This is a genomic window from Epibacterium ulvae, from assembly GCF_018678075.1.
Taxonomy (GTDB): domain Bacteria; phylum Pseudomonadota; class Alphaproteobacteria; order Rhodobacterales; family Rhodobacteraceae; genus Epibacterium; species Epibacterium ulvae_A.
Window position 1 is genome coordinate 1 of the sequence record NZ_JAHHIR010000037.1, and the last position, 15,636, is coordinate 15,636.

General features: G+C 56.4%; 17 protein-coding genes and 1 pseudogene. 4 read left to right on the forward strand and 14 right to left on the reverse strand.

Going from position 1 to position 15,636, the window contains the following annotated elements:
* The 5 genes and pseudogenes from KMP13_RS20485 to guaA all read right to left on the reverse strand — a co-directional run.
* Positions 1–596, reverse strand: a pseudogene (locus KMP13_RS20485) (hypothetical protein); the annotation flags it as partial.
* A gap of 13 nt (positions 597–609) precedes the next feature.
* Positions 610–1,317, reverse strand: coding sequence for a sulfotransferase family 2 domain-containing protein (locus KMP13_RS10765; protein ID WP_215265863.1), 708 nt, complete (start codon positions 1,315–1,317; stop codon positions 610–612).
* 130 nt (positions 1,318–1,447) lie between these two features.
* The gene (locus KMP13_RS10770; RefSeq protein WP_215265864.1) at positions 1,448–1,723 is read right to left on the reverse strand and encodes a putative quinol monooxygenase; all 276 of its coding nucleotides are present in this window, start codon (positions 1,721–1,723) and stop codon (positions 1,448–1,450) included.
* A 6-nt stretch (positions 1,724–1,729) separates the two neighbouring features.
* A complete protein-coding gene (locus KMP13_RS10775) occupies positions 1,730–2,359 on the reverse strand; it encodes a YdcF family protein (protein WP_215265865.1) in 630 nt (209 codons plus the stop codon).
* Between the two features lie 17 nt (positions 2,360–2,376).
* Entirely contained in the window at positions 2,377–3,936 is a 1,560-nt protein-coding gene (guaA, locus tag KMP13_RS10780) for a glutamine-hydrolyzing GMP synthase (protein WP_215265866.1), read from the reverse strand.
* A gap of 247 nt (positions 3,937–4,183) precedes the next feature.
* On the opposite strand from guaA, the gene KMP13_RS10785 reads away from it, so the two are divergent.
* Complete coding sequence (locus KMP13_RS10785) at positions 4,184–5,734, forward strand: trimethylamine methyltransferase family protein (RefSeq protein ID WP_215265867.1); 1,551 nt, start codon at positions 4,184–4,186, stop codon at positions 5,732–5,734.
* Here KMP13_RS10785 and KMP13_RS20490 read toward each other — a convergent pair.
* On the reverse strand, positions 5,727–6,089 hold the full coding sequence (locus KMP13_RS20490) for a DUF6477 family protein (protein ID WP_251363799.1): 363 nt from the start codon (positions 6,087–6,089) through the stop codon (positions 5,727–5,729). The genes KMP13_RS10785 and KMP13_RS20490 overlap by 8 nt on opposite strands.
* A 227-nt stretch (positions 6,090–6,316) precedes the next feature.
* Between KMP13_RS20490 and KMP13_RS10790 the strand changes: the two genes are divergently transcribed.
* Positions 6,317–7,357 (forward strand): DUF6456 domain-containing protein, encoded by a 1,041-nt coding sequence (locus KMP13_RS10790; protein ID WP_215265868.1) that lies wholly within the window; start codon positions 6,317–6,319, stop codon positions 7,355–7,357.
* A 78-nt stretch (positions 7,358–7,435) separates the two neighbouring features.
* Here KMP13_RS10790 and KMP13_RS10795 read toward each other — a convergent pair whose 3' ends face one another.
* Positions 7,436–7,981, reverse strand: a complete 546-nt coding sequence (locus tag KMP13_RS10795) for a peroxiredoxin (RefSeq protein ID WP_215265869.1) — start codon at positions 7,979–7,981, stop codon at positions 7,436–7,438.
* 369 nt (positions 7,982–8,350) lie between these two features.
* Here KMP13_RS10795 and lipA point away from each other — a divergent pair, with 369 nt between their 5' ends.
* Positions 8,351–9,301, forward strand: a complete 951-nt coding sequence (gene lipA, locus KMP13_RS10800) for a lipoyl synthase (protein WP_215265870.1) — start codon at positions 8,351–8,353, stop codon at positions 9,299–9,301.
* Positions 9,302–9,355: 54 nt separating this feature from the next.
* Here the strand turns inward: lipA and KMP13_RS10805 are convergent, their stop codons facing one another.
* From KMP13_RS10805 to hpt, 3 genes are all read right to left on the reverse strand, one after another.
* Entirely contained in the window at positions 9,356–10,252 is an 897-nt protein-coding gene (locus KMP13_RS10805) for a c-type cytochrome (protein WP_215265871.1), read from the reverse strand.
* 17 nt (positions 10,253–10,269) lie between these two features.
* Positions 10,270–10,743 carry a c-type cytochrome gene (locus KMP13_RS10810; protein WP_215265872.1) on the reverse strand — a complete coding sequence of 158 codons (474 nt, stop codon included), beginning with the start codon at positions 10,741–10,743 and terminating at the stop codon, positions 10,270–10,272.
* A gap of 106 nt (positions 10,744–10,849) precedes the next feature.
* Complete coding sequence (hpt, locus tag KMP13_RS10815) at positions 10,850–11,401, reverse strand: hypoxanthine phosphoribosyltransferase (RefSeq protein ID WP_215265873.1); 552 nt, start codon at positions 11,399–11,401, stop codon at positions 10,850–10,852.
* Between the two features lie 73 nt (positions 11,402–11,474).
* Here hpt and KMP13_RS10820 point away from each other — a divergent pair, with 73 nt between their 5' ends.
* Positions 11,475–11,924 (forward strand): type II toxin-antitoxin system RatA family toxin, encoded by a 450-nt coding sequence (locus KMP13_RS10820; RefSeq protein ID WP_215265874.1) that lies wholly within the window; start codon positions 11,475–11,477, stop codon positions 11,922–11,924.
* Positions 11,925–12,009: 85 nt separating this feature from the next.
* Here the strand turns inward: KMP13_RS10820 and KMP13_RS10825 are convergent, their stop codons facing one another.
* The 4 genes from KMP13_RS10825 to KMP13_RS10840 form a co-directional block, all read right to left on the reverse strand.
* On the reverse strand, positions 12,010–13,191 hold the full coding sequence (locus KMP13_RS10825; protein WP_215265875.1) for an ammonium transporter: 1,182 nt from the start codon (positions 13,189–13,191) through the stop codon (positions 12,010–12,012).
* Between the two features lie 159 nt (positions 13,192–13,350).
* Entirely contained in the window at positions 13,351–13,827 is a 477-nt protein-coding gene (locus KMP13_RS10830) for a CinA family protein (RefSeq protein ID WP_215265876.1), read from the reverse strand.
* Positions 13,824–14,324 carry a phosphatidylglycerophosphatase A family protein gene (locus KMP13_RS10835; RefSeq protein WP_215265877.1) on the reverse strand — a complete coding sequence of 167 codons (501 nt, stop codon included), beginning with the start codon at positions 14,322–14,324 and terminating at the stop codon, positions 13,824–13,826. Before KMP13_RS10835 ends, KMP13_RS10830 begins: the two co-directional genes overlap by 4 nt.
* A gap of 19 nt (positions 14,325–14,343) precedes the next feature.
* Positions 14,344–15,507: a bifunctional 2-C-methyl-D-erythritol 4-phosphate cytidylyltransferase/2-C-methyl-D-erythritol 2,4-cyclodiphosphate synthase gene (locus tag KMP13_RS10840; protein WP_215265878.1), complete on the reverse strand. Its 1,164-nt coding sequence runs from the start codon at positions 15,505–15,507 to the stop codon at positions 14,344–14,346.
* Between the last annotated feature and the right edge of the window lie 129 nt (positions 15,508–15,636).

Sequence of the window (15,636 nt, forward strand, 5' to 3'; positions counted from 1 at the left end):
GATGCGCGCCGCAGCGGGCGATTAAACGCGACTTCGCCGTCTTGGGTGATCCCGTGGATCTGAAAGACGTTCTTGGCTAAATCGAGACCAACTGTTGTAACTTGCATTGGGTGGCTCCTCTCTGAGCAGTTCATTACAACTGCACTATGGCGCATTGCGACGCCGATGGAGCAGGAGCCATCCACCCCATCTGCTTTGGGGATGCGGTCGAGCTCTGGTTGATAGCCAAATTCGAATTTTTTTATACCTGTGATGCCAAGGTCATTCAGGTAACGGACATTCGCATCGCTGTAATCCCAAATTGTGAAATCGTAGGAAAACCATTTGAGCAGGGCCTCGTTCCAGTCGTCGTACACCCCACCTAACTGTTCTGTGTTTAGGATAATAGTACCGGGTGGTACACCTGCAGCTACAGATGGATCCAGAAGATGCGCACCGATCAGGATGTTTTGTGCGGAATCGTCAACTTCATTCACCTTCACCTCGGTTTCATGACCAAGCGAATTCAGTGTGAATTTGATCAGGTCAGCGATTTCTAAAAAGGCAGCCGTATGGACATAGTTTTTGGGTTGAATGAGACAGATTTGAAACTTCACCGTGCAGCTCCGATCAACTTGCAATGCGCGAATTTAGAGGATGTGTCGCAATATCGTCTTCTGGCAGAGAGCGTGTTTCAGGCTCGTAGTTGAAATTCTTGAAATCCAGTGCGTAAAGCTCATGAATGAGGTCGACGCTTTCAGCGCTCAGTTCGAGGTCCTGCGAGGGGAGGCCAGCATTGCCATTTGAACGGTTTGTATGAGCAATGTCGCGGCTTGCCATGTTGCCAAACAATGCGTGGTCAATGAATTCCTTGGCAAAAGACGCGCCGTCTTCTTCCAGTTTGAAGACCTGATAGTTGGCACCGGGGAAAAAGAACCCCGACTGCGGATAGAAATGATTGTCCAACCAGCCCTTGGTCAAATAGTTCTCGCGCAGATCGGTTTTGACAAATTCGTCAAAGCTGATGCTTCCAATCTGTTTTTCTCGGGTGCGCTGAAACTTGTATGCGCTTTTGAGCCGCGACATCGGATGACGCACCACCGCAAAGAAAGCAGTGAAGAAATCCAAAGGGAACAGTCGTGCAATAGATTCGCCGTCCACGTGCTGCGGTGACGAGATGTTCCAATGTTGTTGCGGCGCGTGGGAGACGTACCGTTCATCGATAAAGGCTATACTGACCGACTTTAGCCCCTGAATGTAGCGCTCAACCGATGTGCCGCCGCACTTGGGGATATGTGCAAAGTGAAGAATGACATCTTTGTATTTGATGATAGGCACGCTGCACCTCCAAATTTCATGAGAAGATCGCAGTGGTAGGTCCCAAAGAGATCATTTTCACTTAATTTGGCGGAAACTGTTTAAAATCTCCTGAAAAGCCGGGCGGATTTCAAACAAAGCTAGATCGGAACTACTCGATCGAAACCATGTAATTTCGGTCTATGCCTCGGGTCGTTTCGGCCCATGGGGAGGCCAGGGTTCGCGCTTGATGCGCGTCAAAGGCCTCTTGGTTCACAAAGGCCTCCTGCACCTCTAAACGCCCGGCGATTGTCGCATGGGGGGTGACCTCGAAACTGAGGCACCCGGGTTCAGCGCGGGTCAGACGGATGTGGTCTTGTAGGGCGGTTTCGACCTCGTCCAAGCGGTCCAGCGGTACGTCGATATGGCCGGTCAGGGTAACAGGCATCTAGGCTTACTCCACTATCCAAAGACGCGCGCTGTTTGGAATGCCCAAGGCGCCCGCAAGGGAATAGACCGGCGCGCGCAACCCATTGGCCCAGAATTTGACAGTCTCTGCAATCAAAAGCATTTGCGGCACCTCGCCCCAGGTGACATCTGGATCGGCTGCCAGCATCTGCATGTCGCGCGCGCCGGCCCACCAAAACGACACCGCAGAGCGCGGCAGGTGGAAACTGTCGGTCACCAGGATCAGCTCAGAGGTGCTGTCGAGTTTGGGCAGGGTAAACAACGCGTTCTGCAGAGTGGATTCAGATTGGCTCTCAATCACTATCGCATCGGCTGGCACGCCCAGATCTTGGGCCAAAGCCGCCATTTGCGTGCCGGTGGGCGGGGCGTCGTGGGATGAGTTGCCACCCGTGAAGGCAAGTGTCGGTGCAAGGCCCGCGTGATAGGCGGCAATACAGCGTCGGGCGCGGGCTTCGGTAAAGCGGCCCATGGTGCCATCATGCCTTAACCCCGCCGCCAGACAGACAATAGCGGTGGCCGGGCGCATGTTCTCAAACCGTTGGTTGGGCCACAGGTGGGTCCAAGCATTCACCGCGCCATACGTCAAAAGGCCGAGGAACACCCCGGCCTTTGTCATACGTAAAAGAGCGCGTCTTATTCCCACTCAATGGTTCCCGGAGGTTTCGAGGTGATGTCATAGGTGCAGCGATTGATGCCCTTGACCTCGTTGATGATCCGGGTTGCGGTCTCGCCCAGGAATTCATGGGTGAACGGGTAGTAATCCGCGGTCATGCCGTCCACCGATGTCACCGCACGCAGGGCACAGGCGTAGTCATAAGTGCGACCATCGCCCATCACACCAACGGTACGCACGGGAAGGATCGCGACAAAGGCTTGCCAGATCTCATCATACAGACCGTGTTTACGGATCTGGTCGATATAGACGGCATCGGCCTCGCGCAGGATATCCAGCTTTTCGCGGGTGATCTCACCCGGGCAGCGGATCGCCAGACCGGGTCCGGGGAAGGGGTGACGACCAATAAAGCTTGCAGGGAGGCCAAGCTCACGGCCCAAAGCACGGACCTCATCCTTGAACAGTTCCCGCAGGGGTTCGACCAGTTTCAAGCCCATCTTCTCAGGCAGGCCGCCGACATTGTGGTGCGATTTGATGGTGACCGACGGTCCGCCCGAGAAGGAGACCGATTCAATCACATCCGGGTAGAGCGTGCCCTGAGCCAGGAACTCAGCACCGTCGATGGTGTCGGCATGTTTCTGGAACACGTCGATGAACAGCTTGCCGATGATCTTGCGCTTGGTCTCGGGGTCGGACTGACCGTCCAGCTCGCCCAGGAACAGCTCTTGTTCGTCCGCATGGATCAGGCGCATGTTGTAGTTGTCGCGGAACATGGTGACGACCTCTTCGGCCTCCCCCTTGCGCAGCAGACCGTGGTCGACAAACACACAGGTTAGCTGGTCGCCAATGGCTTCGTGGATCAACACGGCGGCAACCGAACTGTCAACGCCACCAGAGAGACCACAGATCACCTGCTTGTCGCCAACCTGTTCGCGGATCTTCTCAACCATGATTTCGCGGTAAGCGCCCATGGTCCAATCACCCTCGAACCCGGCCAGTTTGACAAAGTTCTCATAGAGCTTGGCGCCATTGGGGGTGTGGTGCACTTCGGGGTGGAATTGCACCGCATAGAAGTGACGCGACACATCGGCGGTGATCGCATAGGGCGCATTGGGGGAGGTTCCATAGACCTCAAACCCTGGTGCGATTTCCGACACATGGTCGCCGTGGCTCATCCAGACCTGCTCATCGCCGTCAGCGAACCAGCCATCCAGAATATCCAGGTTGTTTTGCGGGGTCACATAGGCGCGACCAAATTCAGCGGTGCCATGGCCGCTTTCGACCTTGCCACCCAATTGGGTCATCATGGTCTGCTGACCATAACAGATGCCCAGGATCGGCACGCCGAGGTCAAAAATCTCTTGCGGGGCACGGGGGGACCCCTCACGTGTCACACTGTCCGGCCCACCAGAAAAGATCACGGCCTTGGGCGCGAAGCTGCGCACAAACTCCATGGTCACTTTTTGATAGGGGTGGATTTCGCAATAGACATTCAGCTCGCGCAGACGACGGGCAATGAGCTGCGTCACCTGGCTGCCAAAGTCGATGATAAGAAGGCGGTCATGGGATGTCTCTGTCATGGCTGGGCCATAGGCGGAAAAGCTCCGTTTCGCAAGGGTGAAGGGCAGACAACAGGGGAATTAATCGTGACGCAGCCGCCTGTTGTCCAGTTCGCCCGGCGCGTGGTGCGTTGAAAACCACAGAATTTCGCCATCCCATCAATGGAATGTCGCTTTTTAACCGCAGCCGCCGCTTCCACGCGGCGCGGTCCTGCGCTGTTTGTCTATCCTTGTCATCAACAACAAGACCTGTGCTGAGGATAAACACATGGCTGAAGCTGTAAAAGCGCCGCGTCGCCGGGCGCGTGGAGGCGGTGGAGCCGCCCGTCGTGCCGAACGTACGGCAGTCAAGATTGAGACTGCAAAGTACATCGAACGCAACGTTCCCAATTTCGAAGTTCTGGATGAAAACGCGCTGCAGATCATCGAGACCAATGCGGAAACCGTATTGGAAGAGGTCGGCGTCAACTTTGTTGACAATCCGGCCGCGTTGGAACGCTGGCGCGCGGCGGGGGCTTCGATTGACGGAGAGCGCGTGCGCATTCCCCGCGGATTGGCACGCAAACTGTGTGAGACCGCGCCCAGCCAATTCACCCAACACGCCCGCAATCCAGAAAAATCCGTAGTGATCGGCGGCAAAAACCTGGTTCTGGCCCCGGTCTATGGCCCTCCCTTTGTGCGGGACGCAAAAGGCGGTCGCCGTTATGCAACGCTGGATGATTTCCAGAAGTTCGTAAAGCTGGGCTTTATGTCCAAATGGCTGCATCACTCGGGCGGCACAGTCTGCGAACCCACCGATGTGCCAGTGAACAAGCGGCATCTGGATATGATGCTGGCGCATATGACCCTGTCGGACAAACCGTTCATGGGCTCGGTGACCGAACCCAGCCGCGCGCAAGACAGTGTCGAGATGTGTGAAATCCTGTTTGGCAAAGAGTTCGTGCAGGAAAATACGGTGATGACCTCGCTCATCAATATCAACTCGCCGCTGACCTTTGACGATGTGATGATGGGCGCGTTGGAGGTTTATGCCAAGAACAACCAAGCCTGCATTGTCTCTCCCTTTATTGTGGGCGGTGCGATGGCGCCGGTCTCGGTTGCGGGCACGTTGACGCAAGTTCTGGCCGAGGTTCTGGCTGGTGTTGCCTATAGCCAGCTGATCCGTCCCGGTGCGCCGGTGATCTTTGGCGCCTTCGTCTCGTCGATCGATATGAACTCTGGCGCGCCGACCTTTGGCACGCCCGAAGCCTCGCTTGTGACCTACGGCGCTGGGCAATTGGCGCGCCGCTTGGGGTTGCCGTTCCGCTCGGCCGGGTCGTTCTGTGGCTCCAAATTGCCGGATGCGCAGGCCGCTTATGAGACCGCGAACTCGCTGAACATGGGGCTGATGGCCGGTGTGAACTTCATGCTGCACTCCTGTGGTTGGCTCGAAGGCGGCTTGGTCGCCGATTTTGAGAAATTCGTGATGGACGCCGATCAACTCGGCGCGCTTCATGGTGTCGCAAAAGGCGTGTCCGTCGATGAAGACTCGCAAGCCCTGGATGCGATCCGCGAAGTGGGGCCGGGTGGACATTACCTGGGCTGCGCACATACGCAGGCGAATTTCAAAACCGCGTTCTGGAAATCCGATTTACTGGATTACAAGCCGTTTGAGACCTGGGAAGAAGAGGGCGCGCGTGACACATATGCGTTGGCGACCAATCGCGTGGACCATTTGATGGCGACCTACCAGCAGCCCCAATTGGATCCGGCGATCAAACAGGCGCTCGAAGACTATGTGGCCGCCAAGAAGGAGTCGATGCCCGACGCCTTCATGTAAGGGCCACATCTCGGTCCAACTGTGTTGATTTCGCAGGCGGTTTCCCAGACAGGGGGCCGCCCGTTTTTGCATGTTGAGCCGCCAAATAGGCCTGTGCTTCTGACATAAATGCAATGAGAAGCTCCACATGCCGCGCGTGGCTATAGGCCGGGCTCGCGCATTGACGCTGGTGATTCACCTCATGTTCCAAATCCAGCAAACGGGCCAAGCCTGTGGCCATGCTTGGGCATTGCGGAACCCCAAGAATGCGCCGTAAGTCTCTGTTTCGGGAGTATTTATCCAAACCAAACTTGGCTGCGCGCAGTAGCAAAGAGGGGCGAGATAGAGCGGTGATACGTGTTGTGAGATCCTGCATGGGGCTACCCTTTTTTGTCGATTTGCGAGAATTTATCACAACTTATAAGGGTGTTGCCGTGGGTGACCTGATGGCGCGCGCTGTCTTTAGTCTTGGTTGATAATCTTTTGGAAACATTTGCAAGGCGAGGCGCACGCGCAGGACACTTTTGGGACGAAACCTGCGCGATGCCACCCGCATCGTCAGGCGAATGGGTGAGGATTTAAAAAGAGACTGGGGCGAAATTAATGCAAACACTACATGTGACCCGGGTGCCACGATGGGTGCCCGAAGACGCGCGACGTTACTTGGAACATACGGAAAAAGGGCGGTCCATTCGACAGATCGCCCGATTGGCAGGCTGTCATCCGTCAACTGTGATGCGACAGGTGCGCAGGATCGAGATCTTGCGGGATGATCCCTTAATTGACAGTGCGTTACAGGACATTTCTAATCGGTATTTCGCGCAGGAAGGAGCCTTTGCGATCTCAATCGCGCCGCCGGAAAAGGGTGCGGACAACACACCCGTTCATGGGTTGCTTCAGGTCATGGGCTGGCTCAACCGATCGCAGACTGTTCTGGCATACGCACAAGGGATGGAACGTGCGGTCATTGTGCGCGGCGATCAGGAAAAAATCAGCATCGGCAAAGAGGTAGCAGGCGAAGTTGCTTTGCGCGGGTGGTTGTCAAACGTAAGCGCCGGGCGGATCTCGCGGTATCAATTGAACGACCAGGGGCGCGCCGCGCTGTCGCAAATGATGGCGGATCAGGAAAACCGGGCGCGATTGCACCATGAGGCGGGATTTGCCGAGGCTGCCGCGGGGTTTCAGTCACCGCCGCCAGGTGGCCGCAATCAGGTCAGGCGCGCCTGCACCGATACGCCTTTGTCCATGTTGGCACGGCTCAGCGATCGCAACGGGGATCCATTTTTGACCCATGATCTGGTGCGGTGTGGCGAGCGATTGCGGGAAGATTTTGAATTGGCGCAAATCGGTGACCATGTGCAGGCCGCACAGCAAGCCTTTGCCGACGGATGTTCCGCGGCGCCGTTGGGGATGCAAGCGCCAACAGATGACGCGCGCACCCGCGCGATGGAGGCCTTGGCGGCGCTTGGGCCGGGGCTCAGCGATATCGCGATCCGCTGTTGTTGTTACTTGGAGGGGCTGGAGACGGCGGAAAAACAGCTGGGCTGGTCCGCACGTTCGGGCAAGGTTGTGTTGCGCATCGCTTTGCAACAGCTCAAGTCGCATTACGACCAAGTGGAAGCGCAGAAAATGATGATTGGTTAGGCAAGTATATGCGTTACTTAAAGTAAAAGGGCGCGCCGTGGCACGCCCTTTATCCGGAATTGTGCAAGCAAAAATCGCTTAGACCGCTTCTGCTGTCGCTTCTGTCAGATGCTTCAGCAGGTTTTCTGGAGAAGATACGCCATAGGGGTCTTCGCCGTGGTTGTCGGACAGGCCTGGCTCTTCGAACCATGCTTCTACAACGCCGTCTTTTACGATGGCAGCATAACGCCAGGAGCGCGCGCCAAAGCCGAGGTTGTCTTTGGCAACAAGCATGCCCATTTTGCGGGTGAATTCACCGGAGCCGTCGGGGATCACGCCAACGTTTTCCAGCTCTTGCGACTGGGCCCATTTGTTCATCACAAAGCTGTCGTTGACTGACATGCAATAGATCGCATCGACGCCCGCAGCTTTGAAATCGCCAAAGCCTTTTTCAAAGCCAGGCAATTGGTATGTGGAGCATGTCGGGGTGAATGCGCCCGGCAGCGAGAACAGGATTACGCGCTTGCCAGCAAAGTAATCAGCGGTTGTTTTGTCTTCCCAGCGGAACGGGTTCGGGCCTGCAATCGACTCGTCGCGTACGCGGGTGTGAAAGGTCACGTCGGGGAGCTTTACGCCAGCTTTCATGATTGTCTCCATTTTGTTCGAAGAAGCAGCTTCGGCGCTGGATTTATAATGTTTCTAATGTGATCGCAACGCATGTTTTTCAGAACACGCGCGGTTGTGAGCGCTGCAATGCGGCGGAGTCTGAAGTGATGCTAACTTATGCAGGTGATGCTATTTTTGCAGCGTGCGGGAGTTGAAATGCCGCGACGCCGCGCGGTGGTGAGCGGTTCTAATCACCTCTTCATCAGGTTGCATCAGCAGTTAGGGAAGTGTTCCTGCGTGAATGGGCGTTGTGTGGGTGTCATTCCCAGAAAATCATGCTAGATTACGCCTTGAAACCGGCCCCGTTTGGAAGGTTCAATCCCAGGGCCCAAGCGAAAGAGTACGCGAGTGAGAGACCTCAAGATCCCTGAGCAGCGCCATCCGGAAAAGGCGCATCGCCCTGACAATGCCCAGCCGAAAAAGCCAAGCTGGATCCGCGTCAAAGCCCCCGGCGGCAAAGGTTACGCCGACACGCAAAAGATTATGCGCGAAAACAACCTTGTGACGGTTTGCGAAGAAGCAGGGTGCCCGAATGTGGGCGAATGCTGGAGCCAGGGTCACGCCACCATGATGATCATGGGCGACATCTGTACCCGTGGTTGCACCTTCTGCAACATCGCGACTGGTAAACCGGATACGCTGGATGTGTTTGAGCCCGGTCGTGTGGCGCATGCGGTAGAAAAGCTCGGCTTGAACCACGTTGTTATCACCTCGGTTGACCGTGACGATTTGGGTGATGGCGGGGCGGATCACTTTGCCCAAACCATTCGTGCCGTGCGGCATCGTTCGCCCAAGACAACGATTGAAATTCTGACACCAGACTTCATTAAGTGTGCTCCCGAAGTGCTTGAAATGGTTGTCGAAGCCAAGCCTGACGTCTTTAATCACAATCTGGAAACCGTACCTGGTCTGTATACCGAGGTGCGTCCTGGCGCGCGGTATTTCCATTCGCTGCGACTGTTGCAACGGGTGAAAGAGCTGGATCCGTCGATCTTTACCAAGTCCGGCATCATGGTCGGTCTGGGCGAAAAAGCTGTCGAAGTGAAACAGGTAATGGATGACATGCGCGCCGCGGATGTGGATTTCCTGACCATCGGTCAATACCTGCAGCCGACGCCAAAGCACCATGCGGTTGATCGCTTTGTGACGCCAGAAGAGTTCGAGACCTATGAAAAGGCGGCCTTTGGCAAAGGGTTTCTGATGGTTTCCGCGACACCGTTGACACGGTCGTCGTATCACGCAGGTGATGACTTTGCCCGTCTGCGCGCCGCGCGTAACGCCAAGCTTGGTCAAGCCTGAGCGAGACTAGATTTCAGTGAGTTAGAGGCCGTTCCTGATGTGTCAGGGGCGGCCTTATTCGTTTGAAACTGGCGGCACTGCTTTTAGGTAAGCGGCAATTGCATCGCGGTCGGATTGGGGCAGGCGCGCGGTGTTTTCCACAACCTCCGCCATCTCTCCACCTGCGCTGTCAAATTCGGGCGTAAAGCCGCTGCTGAGGTATTCGGCAATATCGCCTTCGGACCAATCTAAGGCGCCGGAGGTGATATTGGGAATCGTACCTTTGCCCGACGGGTTCGGTGCGCCGCCTAACCAGCGGGCGTAATCAATCCCGCCCAAAGCGTTGCGCGGGCTGTGACATTCACCGCAATGCCCCGTTCCTTCGACCAGATATTGGCCGCGTTGTTGCTCCGCGGTCAAATCGGTGCGGACCACCGGTTCGGGATGGGCAAAGAGCTGTTTCCAAAGACCAAGCCCACGTCGCACCGAGAATGGGAAAGAGACGTCATGGGCTTTGCTCGCCACGTCGCTGGGCGGCAAAATCTGCATAAACGCCCACAGATCCACCACGTCTTGCGCGTTTAACCGTGCATAGGAAGTATATGGAAAGGCTGGATAATAATGCTTTCCACTCGGCGACACTCCGGCGAGAATCGCATTGGCAAGGTCGATTTGCCTCCATACACCGATCCCATGGGTTGGGTCGGAGGTAATGTTGGGCGCGTAAAAGGTGCCGAAATCGGTGGCAAAAGCTTTGCCGCCGGTCAGCAGTATCATGTCGTCGCTGTCAGCCGATGGTGACGCATGGCAAGATGCGCAGCCACCAGCCCAAAACACCTGCTCGCCGCGTGCGGCGTCGCCAGTCAGCCCGTCGATGGTTTGGGGATCAATGGTGCGCGGAGCGGTGATCCAAAACCCCGCTGCCGCGCCGATCAGGCCGAGGCCCAGAAATCCGCGTATCACATTACGCATTTCGGGCCTCCTGCCGATTAGTTTCTAGGGCCGCGGTAGGCTTTGTGGCAGCTGCCACATGCGCCACCAACACCGCCCATCGCACCTTGCAGGGCTTCCAGACCTTGGCCAGCAGCGGCGTCCATTGCGCCAACGGCTTCACCAAACGCTTGAGCCTTGGCACCGATATCGGAGCCTTCGGCCCAGATTGCGGGTAGGGCGCGGGTGTTGTCCATTGTCTCATTATCTGTGCCTGGCAACCACATACGCGACGCATCTAAAGCGGTCAGCGCCAGCAAACCGGACGCCGCCGCCTGCGCTTTGTCGGCGTCATAATCGATCTGACCTTTTGCCATGCCGCCCAGAAGGCCGAGGTTGAAAGCAAAAAGCGTCATTTGGGATTTACGTGCCTTTACGGCGGCTTCGAGCGCTTTTTGATCCTGCGCGACAAGCGGTGTGGCGATGATTGCGGCAGAGAGTGCGATACTGGCGACTTTTGAGAAAACTGACATGCTGGCCCCTGTTAGCTTGCGTGAATTTTGGATGTCTCGGTCACGAGGTTAAGCGCTGAACTTAACTTTGCATCATAACGAATGCGTGAATTTTTTGCTATTATTATTACAGGTTTGCGTCGTCGGTGAAGCGCACTTTGCCGATGAAGGGCAGGTTCCGATTGCGTTGGGCAAAGTCGATGCCGTAGCCGACAACAAATTCATCCGGGATCTCAAACCCAATCCAGTCGGCGCGAAAATCGGCTTCTCTCCGAGAGGGTTTGTCCAAGAGCGCAATGGTTTTTAGACGCGCGGGATTGCGGCTTTTGAGCAGTTTGGTGACATGATCCAACGTGTGGCCGGTGTCGACAATATCCTCAACAACCAGGACGTCACGCCCTTCAATTGCGCCGCGCAAGTCTTTGAGGATGCGCACTTCCCGACTGCTTTCCATGGCATCTCCATAGGAGGACGCCTCCAGAAAATCGACCTCAATTGGTAGGTCCAATTCGCGCACGATATCGGCAATAAAGACAAAGCTTCCGCGCAACAGGCCGACAACCACCAATTTGTTGGTGTCGGAAAATTCTTGCGTGATTTCGCGGCTCAGCTCCTCGATCCGGGCGGCGATTGCCTTGGCTGAGATCATCACGTCGATGACATATGGACGCTGTTCCATAATTGGCCCCTTGAATTTTGTCTCTGTTCATATGACATCAGCGGCCACAAAGACAGAAAGAAGCGCGAACCCGATGCCGACCCATTCAGAAACCCGACCGCTGCCGTATTCCGCTCAGCAGATGTACGATCTGGTGGCGGACGTGGCGCAATATCCGAAATTCCTGCCCTGGTGTGCGGCGGCACGCATTCGCAGCACTGCACCTCATGGGGATGGGGTGGTGATGGAAGCGGATCTGGTGATTTCCTTCAAAGTCTTTCGTGAACGATTTGGCAGCCGGGTTGTGCTGCGTCCCGACCAATATGAGATCGACACCGAGTATTTGGATGGTCCGTTTCGGCACATGAAATCAAACTGGGCGTTCAAAGACCGCCCGGAGGGTGGCTGTGATGTCGCGTTCTTTGTCGATTTTGAATTCAAGAACGCGGTGCTGCAGGGGATTATTGGAGTGGTGTTCAGTGAGGCAATGCAACGGATCGTGCGCGCATTTGAGCGTCGTGCGGCTGAGCTGTATTCAGCCTGAATTCAGTCTCTAAACCGCGGTTTAGAGCCACATACGAAAAACGGGCCGTTTAGGGTCCGTTTTCTGTTTTGCGATGCGTTTGCGGTTAAGACGTCAGCTCGTAGGCGCGTTCGCCATGGGCTGAGAGGTCGAGGCCGGTTGTCTCAGCCTCCTCGTCCACGCGGATCGGGGTGAAGGCCGCAACCAGTTTCACCAGGATCAGCGTGACCACAAAGGTAAAGACACCCACGATGGCCAAAGCGCCAAGCTGCGCGGCCCAGGTGCCCTGACCAAAGGCTGCGATCATGATGGTGCCAAAGATGCCGCCAATGCCGTGCACGGCAAAGACATCCAGCGTGTCGTCGATTTTCAGCAGGTTGCGCACCACGTTCACGGCTTCCTGACATAGGATGCCGGCAACCGCGCCGATGATCAGCGCTTCGATTGGGCCAACAAAGCCGGATGCTGGCGTGATCGACGCAAGTCCCGCGATGGTGCCGGTGACCAGGCCCACGACTGATGCTTTGCCGTATTTGATGCGTTCCCAGATCACCCAAGTGAGCGATGCGGTCGCGGCAGAGATATGGGTGACGGTCAACGCCATCGCCGCGCCACCATCGGCCGCCAGCTGCGAGCCGCCGTTAAAGCCGAACCAGCCGACCCACAGAAGGGAAGCGCCGATGACCACATATCCAGGGTTGTGTGGCGGTTTGTTCTGTACTTTACGCGGACCCAGAACCACGGCAATGATCAAAGCGGCAAGACCTGCGGTTTCGTGAACCACAATACCGCCTGCAAAGTCACGCACGCCTGTGTCGCCAAAGATGCCGCCGTCGGCGAGCATGCCGCCGCCCCAGATCCAATGCACTACGGGCGCGTAACACAACAGCATCCACAGGCCAGAGAAGACCATCACAAAGCCAAAGCCCACACGCTCGACATAGGCTCCGACGATCAATGCCGGTGTGATGATGGCAAATGTCATCTGGAAGGCAAAGAACAGGATTTCTGGCAGGGTGCCGGACAGGCTGTCGGCGGTGACACCGCTGAGGAAAGCTTTGTCCATGCCGCCCCAATAGCCGCTGGTGCCGCTGCCAAAGGCGATAGAATAGCCAAACATCAGCCACAGAATGCTCATCAAACAGGCGATGGCATAGCAATGCATAAAGACGCTGAGCACATTTCGGGCGCGCACAAGGCCGCCGTAAAACAGGGCCAGTCCGGGCAGGGTCATCAATAGGACCAGCGCCGTGGCTGTGATGATCCAGGCGGTATCCGCTCCATTCATCGGTTCTCTCCTCCAAGGGTTTTGGGTTGGAGGGGGTCAAATCGTGCCTGGTTGGATTAAAAAAGAGGCGATGGTGATTGTGTGGGTTAAAAATGCAGCAAAAAACATACTGCATAAAAATAACGCGATAAAAATACCCATTTGTTTAAAAAATAGTCACTAGTCGAAAAGTGCGCCGAAAACCATCTGCAATGCTTCATTTTTTGCCGCTTTGCGAACGTTTTGGCGGCCGATCGCGCCGTATTCTATTGTTTTTGTGACTGTTTTTTCACCGATCTGTGCCAGTCCAAAGCAAACACGCCCTTCAGGTTTGAATTCTGAGCCACCGGGACCTGCCAGACCCGTGACGGAAATCGCGATCTGAGCCTGCGCATTTTTGAGGGCACCTTCGGCCATTTCCAGTGCAACCTCCTCGCTAACGGCGCCGACACGATCCAGGGTCGCATTTTGGACGCCCAGCATCTCCATCTTGGCCTCATTGGAGTAGGTGACAAAACCGCGGTCAAATACGGCTGAGCTTCCGGGCACCTCTGTCAGGGCGGCCGCGATCATGCCGCCAGTGCAGCTTTCGGCAGTTGTAAGCATGACGTCTTTGTCGCGCGCGGCGGCGATCAAATTGGTGAGCATCTCGGTCATAAACCCATCAACCCGTGGGCAATCCCGGCCAGGATCATGGTGCCGACACCGGCAAATACGCCAGCAACCACATCGTCGAGCATTACACCGAGCGCATCGCCCCGTCGGTCGGCCCAGCCAATCGGGCCGGGTTTTGTGATGTCAAATAGTCGGAAAAGGACAAAGGCACTGATCCAGCCCGGATAGAGCGCCAGCGCGGGAATATCATGCGCCCAAGCAGCGTAAAGAAGCGGCAGCAGGGCGATCCATTGGCCCGCCAACTCGTCTATGACAATTTCTGAAGGGTCGTGATCCTCAGCCCCACGCGTGGTCACGGCGGTGGCCCACCAACCAATGGCGCAGGCCGCAACCGTGGCGGCCGCGATCAGGGGAAAACTGCCGATTTGAAACACGACATAGGCCAGCGGCAGCGAGACGGCAGAGCCCCAAGTGCCTGGCGCGGGACGCAGGTAGCCCGCGCCTGCAACGGTTGCGATAAAGGTGGCGGCGCGGCGCATGGGCTGTGTTCCTTAGTCCTTAGGAGCGTTTGATCAGGCTGGCGGTGGCCAGGGCGGCGATGCCTTCTTTGCGACCGGTAAAACCGAGGCGCTCAGAGGTGGTTGCTTTGATCGACACGCGGTCGATGTCCATCTCCAAAATCTCGGCCATTGCTTGGCGCATATGCAAAGCATGCGGGCCGACCTTGGGGTGTTCACAGACAAGAGTGCAATCTACGTTGCTAATTTGGAACCCCATTCCGCGAGCCATATCGGCGGCGTGATGGAGGAAAATGTCAGAGGCTGCGCCTTTCCACTGCGGATCAGAAGGCGGGAAATGCTGCCCAATGTCGCCGCGCGCCAACGCGCCGTAGATCGCATCGGTCACTGCGTGCATGCCAACGTCGGCGTCCGAATGCCCCTGCAGGCCGCGCTCATGCGGGATCTTGACCCCGCACAGGATCACGTGATCGCCGTCACCAAAGCGGTGGACGTCATAGCCATTGCCCAATCTGATATCCACGGGAGGGTGCTCCATCACTTGTTGTGTCTTGTTCAAGATCTGCGCGGCCCGGGCGAAATCCTCGGGTCGGGTGATCTTTATATTGTTGGGGTCGCCGGGCACAATGTGCACGTCATACCCTGCGTCGCGGGCGACTTGCACATCGTCGGCTGCGTTGCCTGGATGTGTTTCATGTGCGGCGGTGATGATGTCCAGGTCAAATCCTTGGGGTGTCTGGGCTGCGAACAGGCCGTCGCGATCTTGGGTGCCGGTGACCTGGTTATCCGCGCCGCGCCACAGGGCATCCGTGATTTGAACCGCAGGTGCGGCGGCGGGAGTATGTTCCAGCGCCTGTGTGATGGCCCCAATCAAGGGTTGCGACAGGCAGGGGCGCGCGCCATCGTGGATCAGGACTTTTGTCGCGCCAGTGCCAATCAGCGCCTTTAACCCGTTTTTGACCGACCCCGCACGTTCATCAGCGCCGGGCACAAGGTTAATATCTGACGAATGTTCAAAATGTTGCCAGCCTGTTGGGTCGTCTGAGTTCAAAACAACCACAATGTCGCGGATGCCGAAATCGCGAAACGCCTTGATGGACCAGTCAATTACACGGCGATCTTGAAGGGGGCGCCACTGTTTTGGCGCACCGACTCCTGCGCGCGTGCCCTGTCCTGCGGCGACAATAAGTGCAGCAATGGTCATTTTCTACTCCGAAACACGTGGCTGTTGTTTATGGGGTGGCGCTGAAGGAGGCAATGGGGCGGGTGGGTGCGATTAAAAATTAAGCACAAGCCGATTTGCTAAGCGTTTTTAAACTGCCTTTCATTGTAG

Bases quoted from the DNA above. Each gene is read 5' to 3' on its own strand.
- KMP13_RS10770 (WP_215265864.1), bottom strand. From the start codon at position 1,723: ATGCCTGTTACCCTGACCGGCCATATCGACGTACCGCTGGACCGCTTG.
- KMP13_RS10775 (WP_215265865.1), bottom strand. From the start codon at position 2,359: ATGACAAAGGCCGGGGTGTTCCTCGGCCTTTTGACGTATGGCGCGGTG.
- guaA (WP_215265866.1), bottom strand. From the start codon at position 3,936: ATGACAGAGACATCCCATGACCGCCTTCTTATCATCGACTTTGGCAGC.
- KMP13_RS10785 (WP_215265867.1), top strand. From the start codon at position 4,184: ATGGCTGAAGCTGTAAAAGCGCCGCGTCGCCGGGCGCGTGGAGGCGGT.
- KMP13_RS20490 (WP_251363799.1), bottom strand. From the start codon at position 6,089: ATGCAGGATCTCACAACACGTATCACCGCTCTATCTCGCCCCTCTTTG.
- KMP13_RS10790 (WP_215265868.1), top strand. From the start codon at position 6,317: ATGCAAACACTACATGTGACCCGGGTGCCACGATGGGTGCCCGAAGAC.
- KMP13_RS10795 (WP_215265869.1), bottom strand. From the start codon at position 7,981: ATGAAAGCTGGCGTAAAGCTCCCCGACGTGACCTTTCACACCCGCGTA.
- KMP13_RS10805 (WP_215265871.1), bottom strand. From the start codon at position 10,252: ATGCGTAATGTGATACGCGGATTTCTGGGCCTCGGCCTGATCGGCGCG.
- KMP13_RS10810 (WP_215265872.1), bottom strand. From the start codon at position 10,743: ATGTCAGTTTTCTCAAAAGTCGCCAGTATCGCACTCTCTGCCGCAATC.
- hpt (WP_215265873.1), bottom strand. From the start codon at position 11,401: ATGGAACAGCGTCCATATGTCATCGACGTGATGATCTCAGCCAAGGCA.
- KMP13_RS10820 (WP_215265874.1), top strand. From the start codon at position 11,475: ATGCCGACCCATTCAGAAACCCGACCGCTGCCGTATTCCGCTCAGCAG.
- KMP13_RS10825 (WP_215265875.1), bottom strand. From the start codon at position 13,191: ATGAATGGAGCGGATACCGCCTGGATCATCACAGCCACGGCGCTGGTC.
- KMP13_RS10830 (WP_215265876.1), bottom strand. From the start codon at position 13,827: ATGACCGAGATGCTCACCAATTTGATCGCCGCCGCGCGCGACAAAGAC.
- KMP13_RS10835 (WP_215265877.1), bottom strand. From the start codon at position 14,324: ATGCGCCGCGCCGCCACCTTTATCGCAACCGTTGCAGGCGCGGGCTAC.
- KMP13_RS10840 (WP_215265878.1), bottom strand. From the start codon at position 15,507: ATGACCATTGCTGCACTTATTGTCGCCGCAGGACAGGGCACGCGCGCA.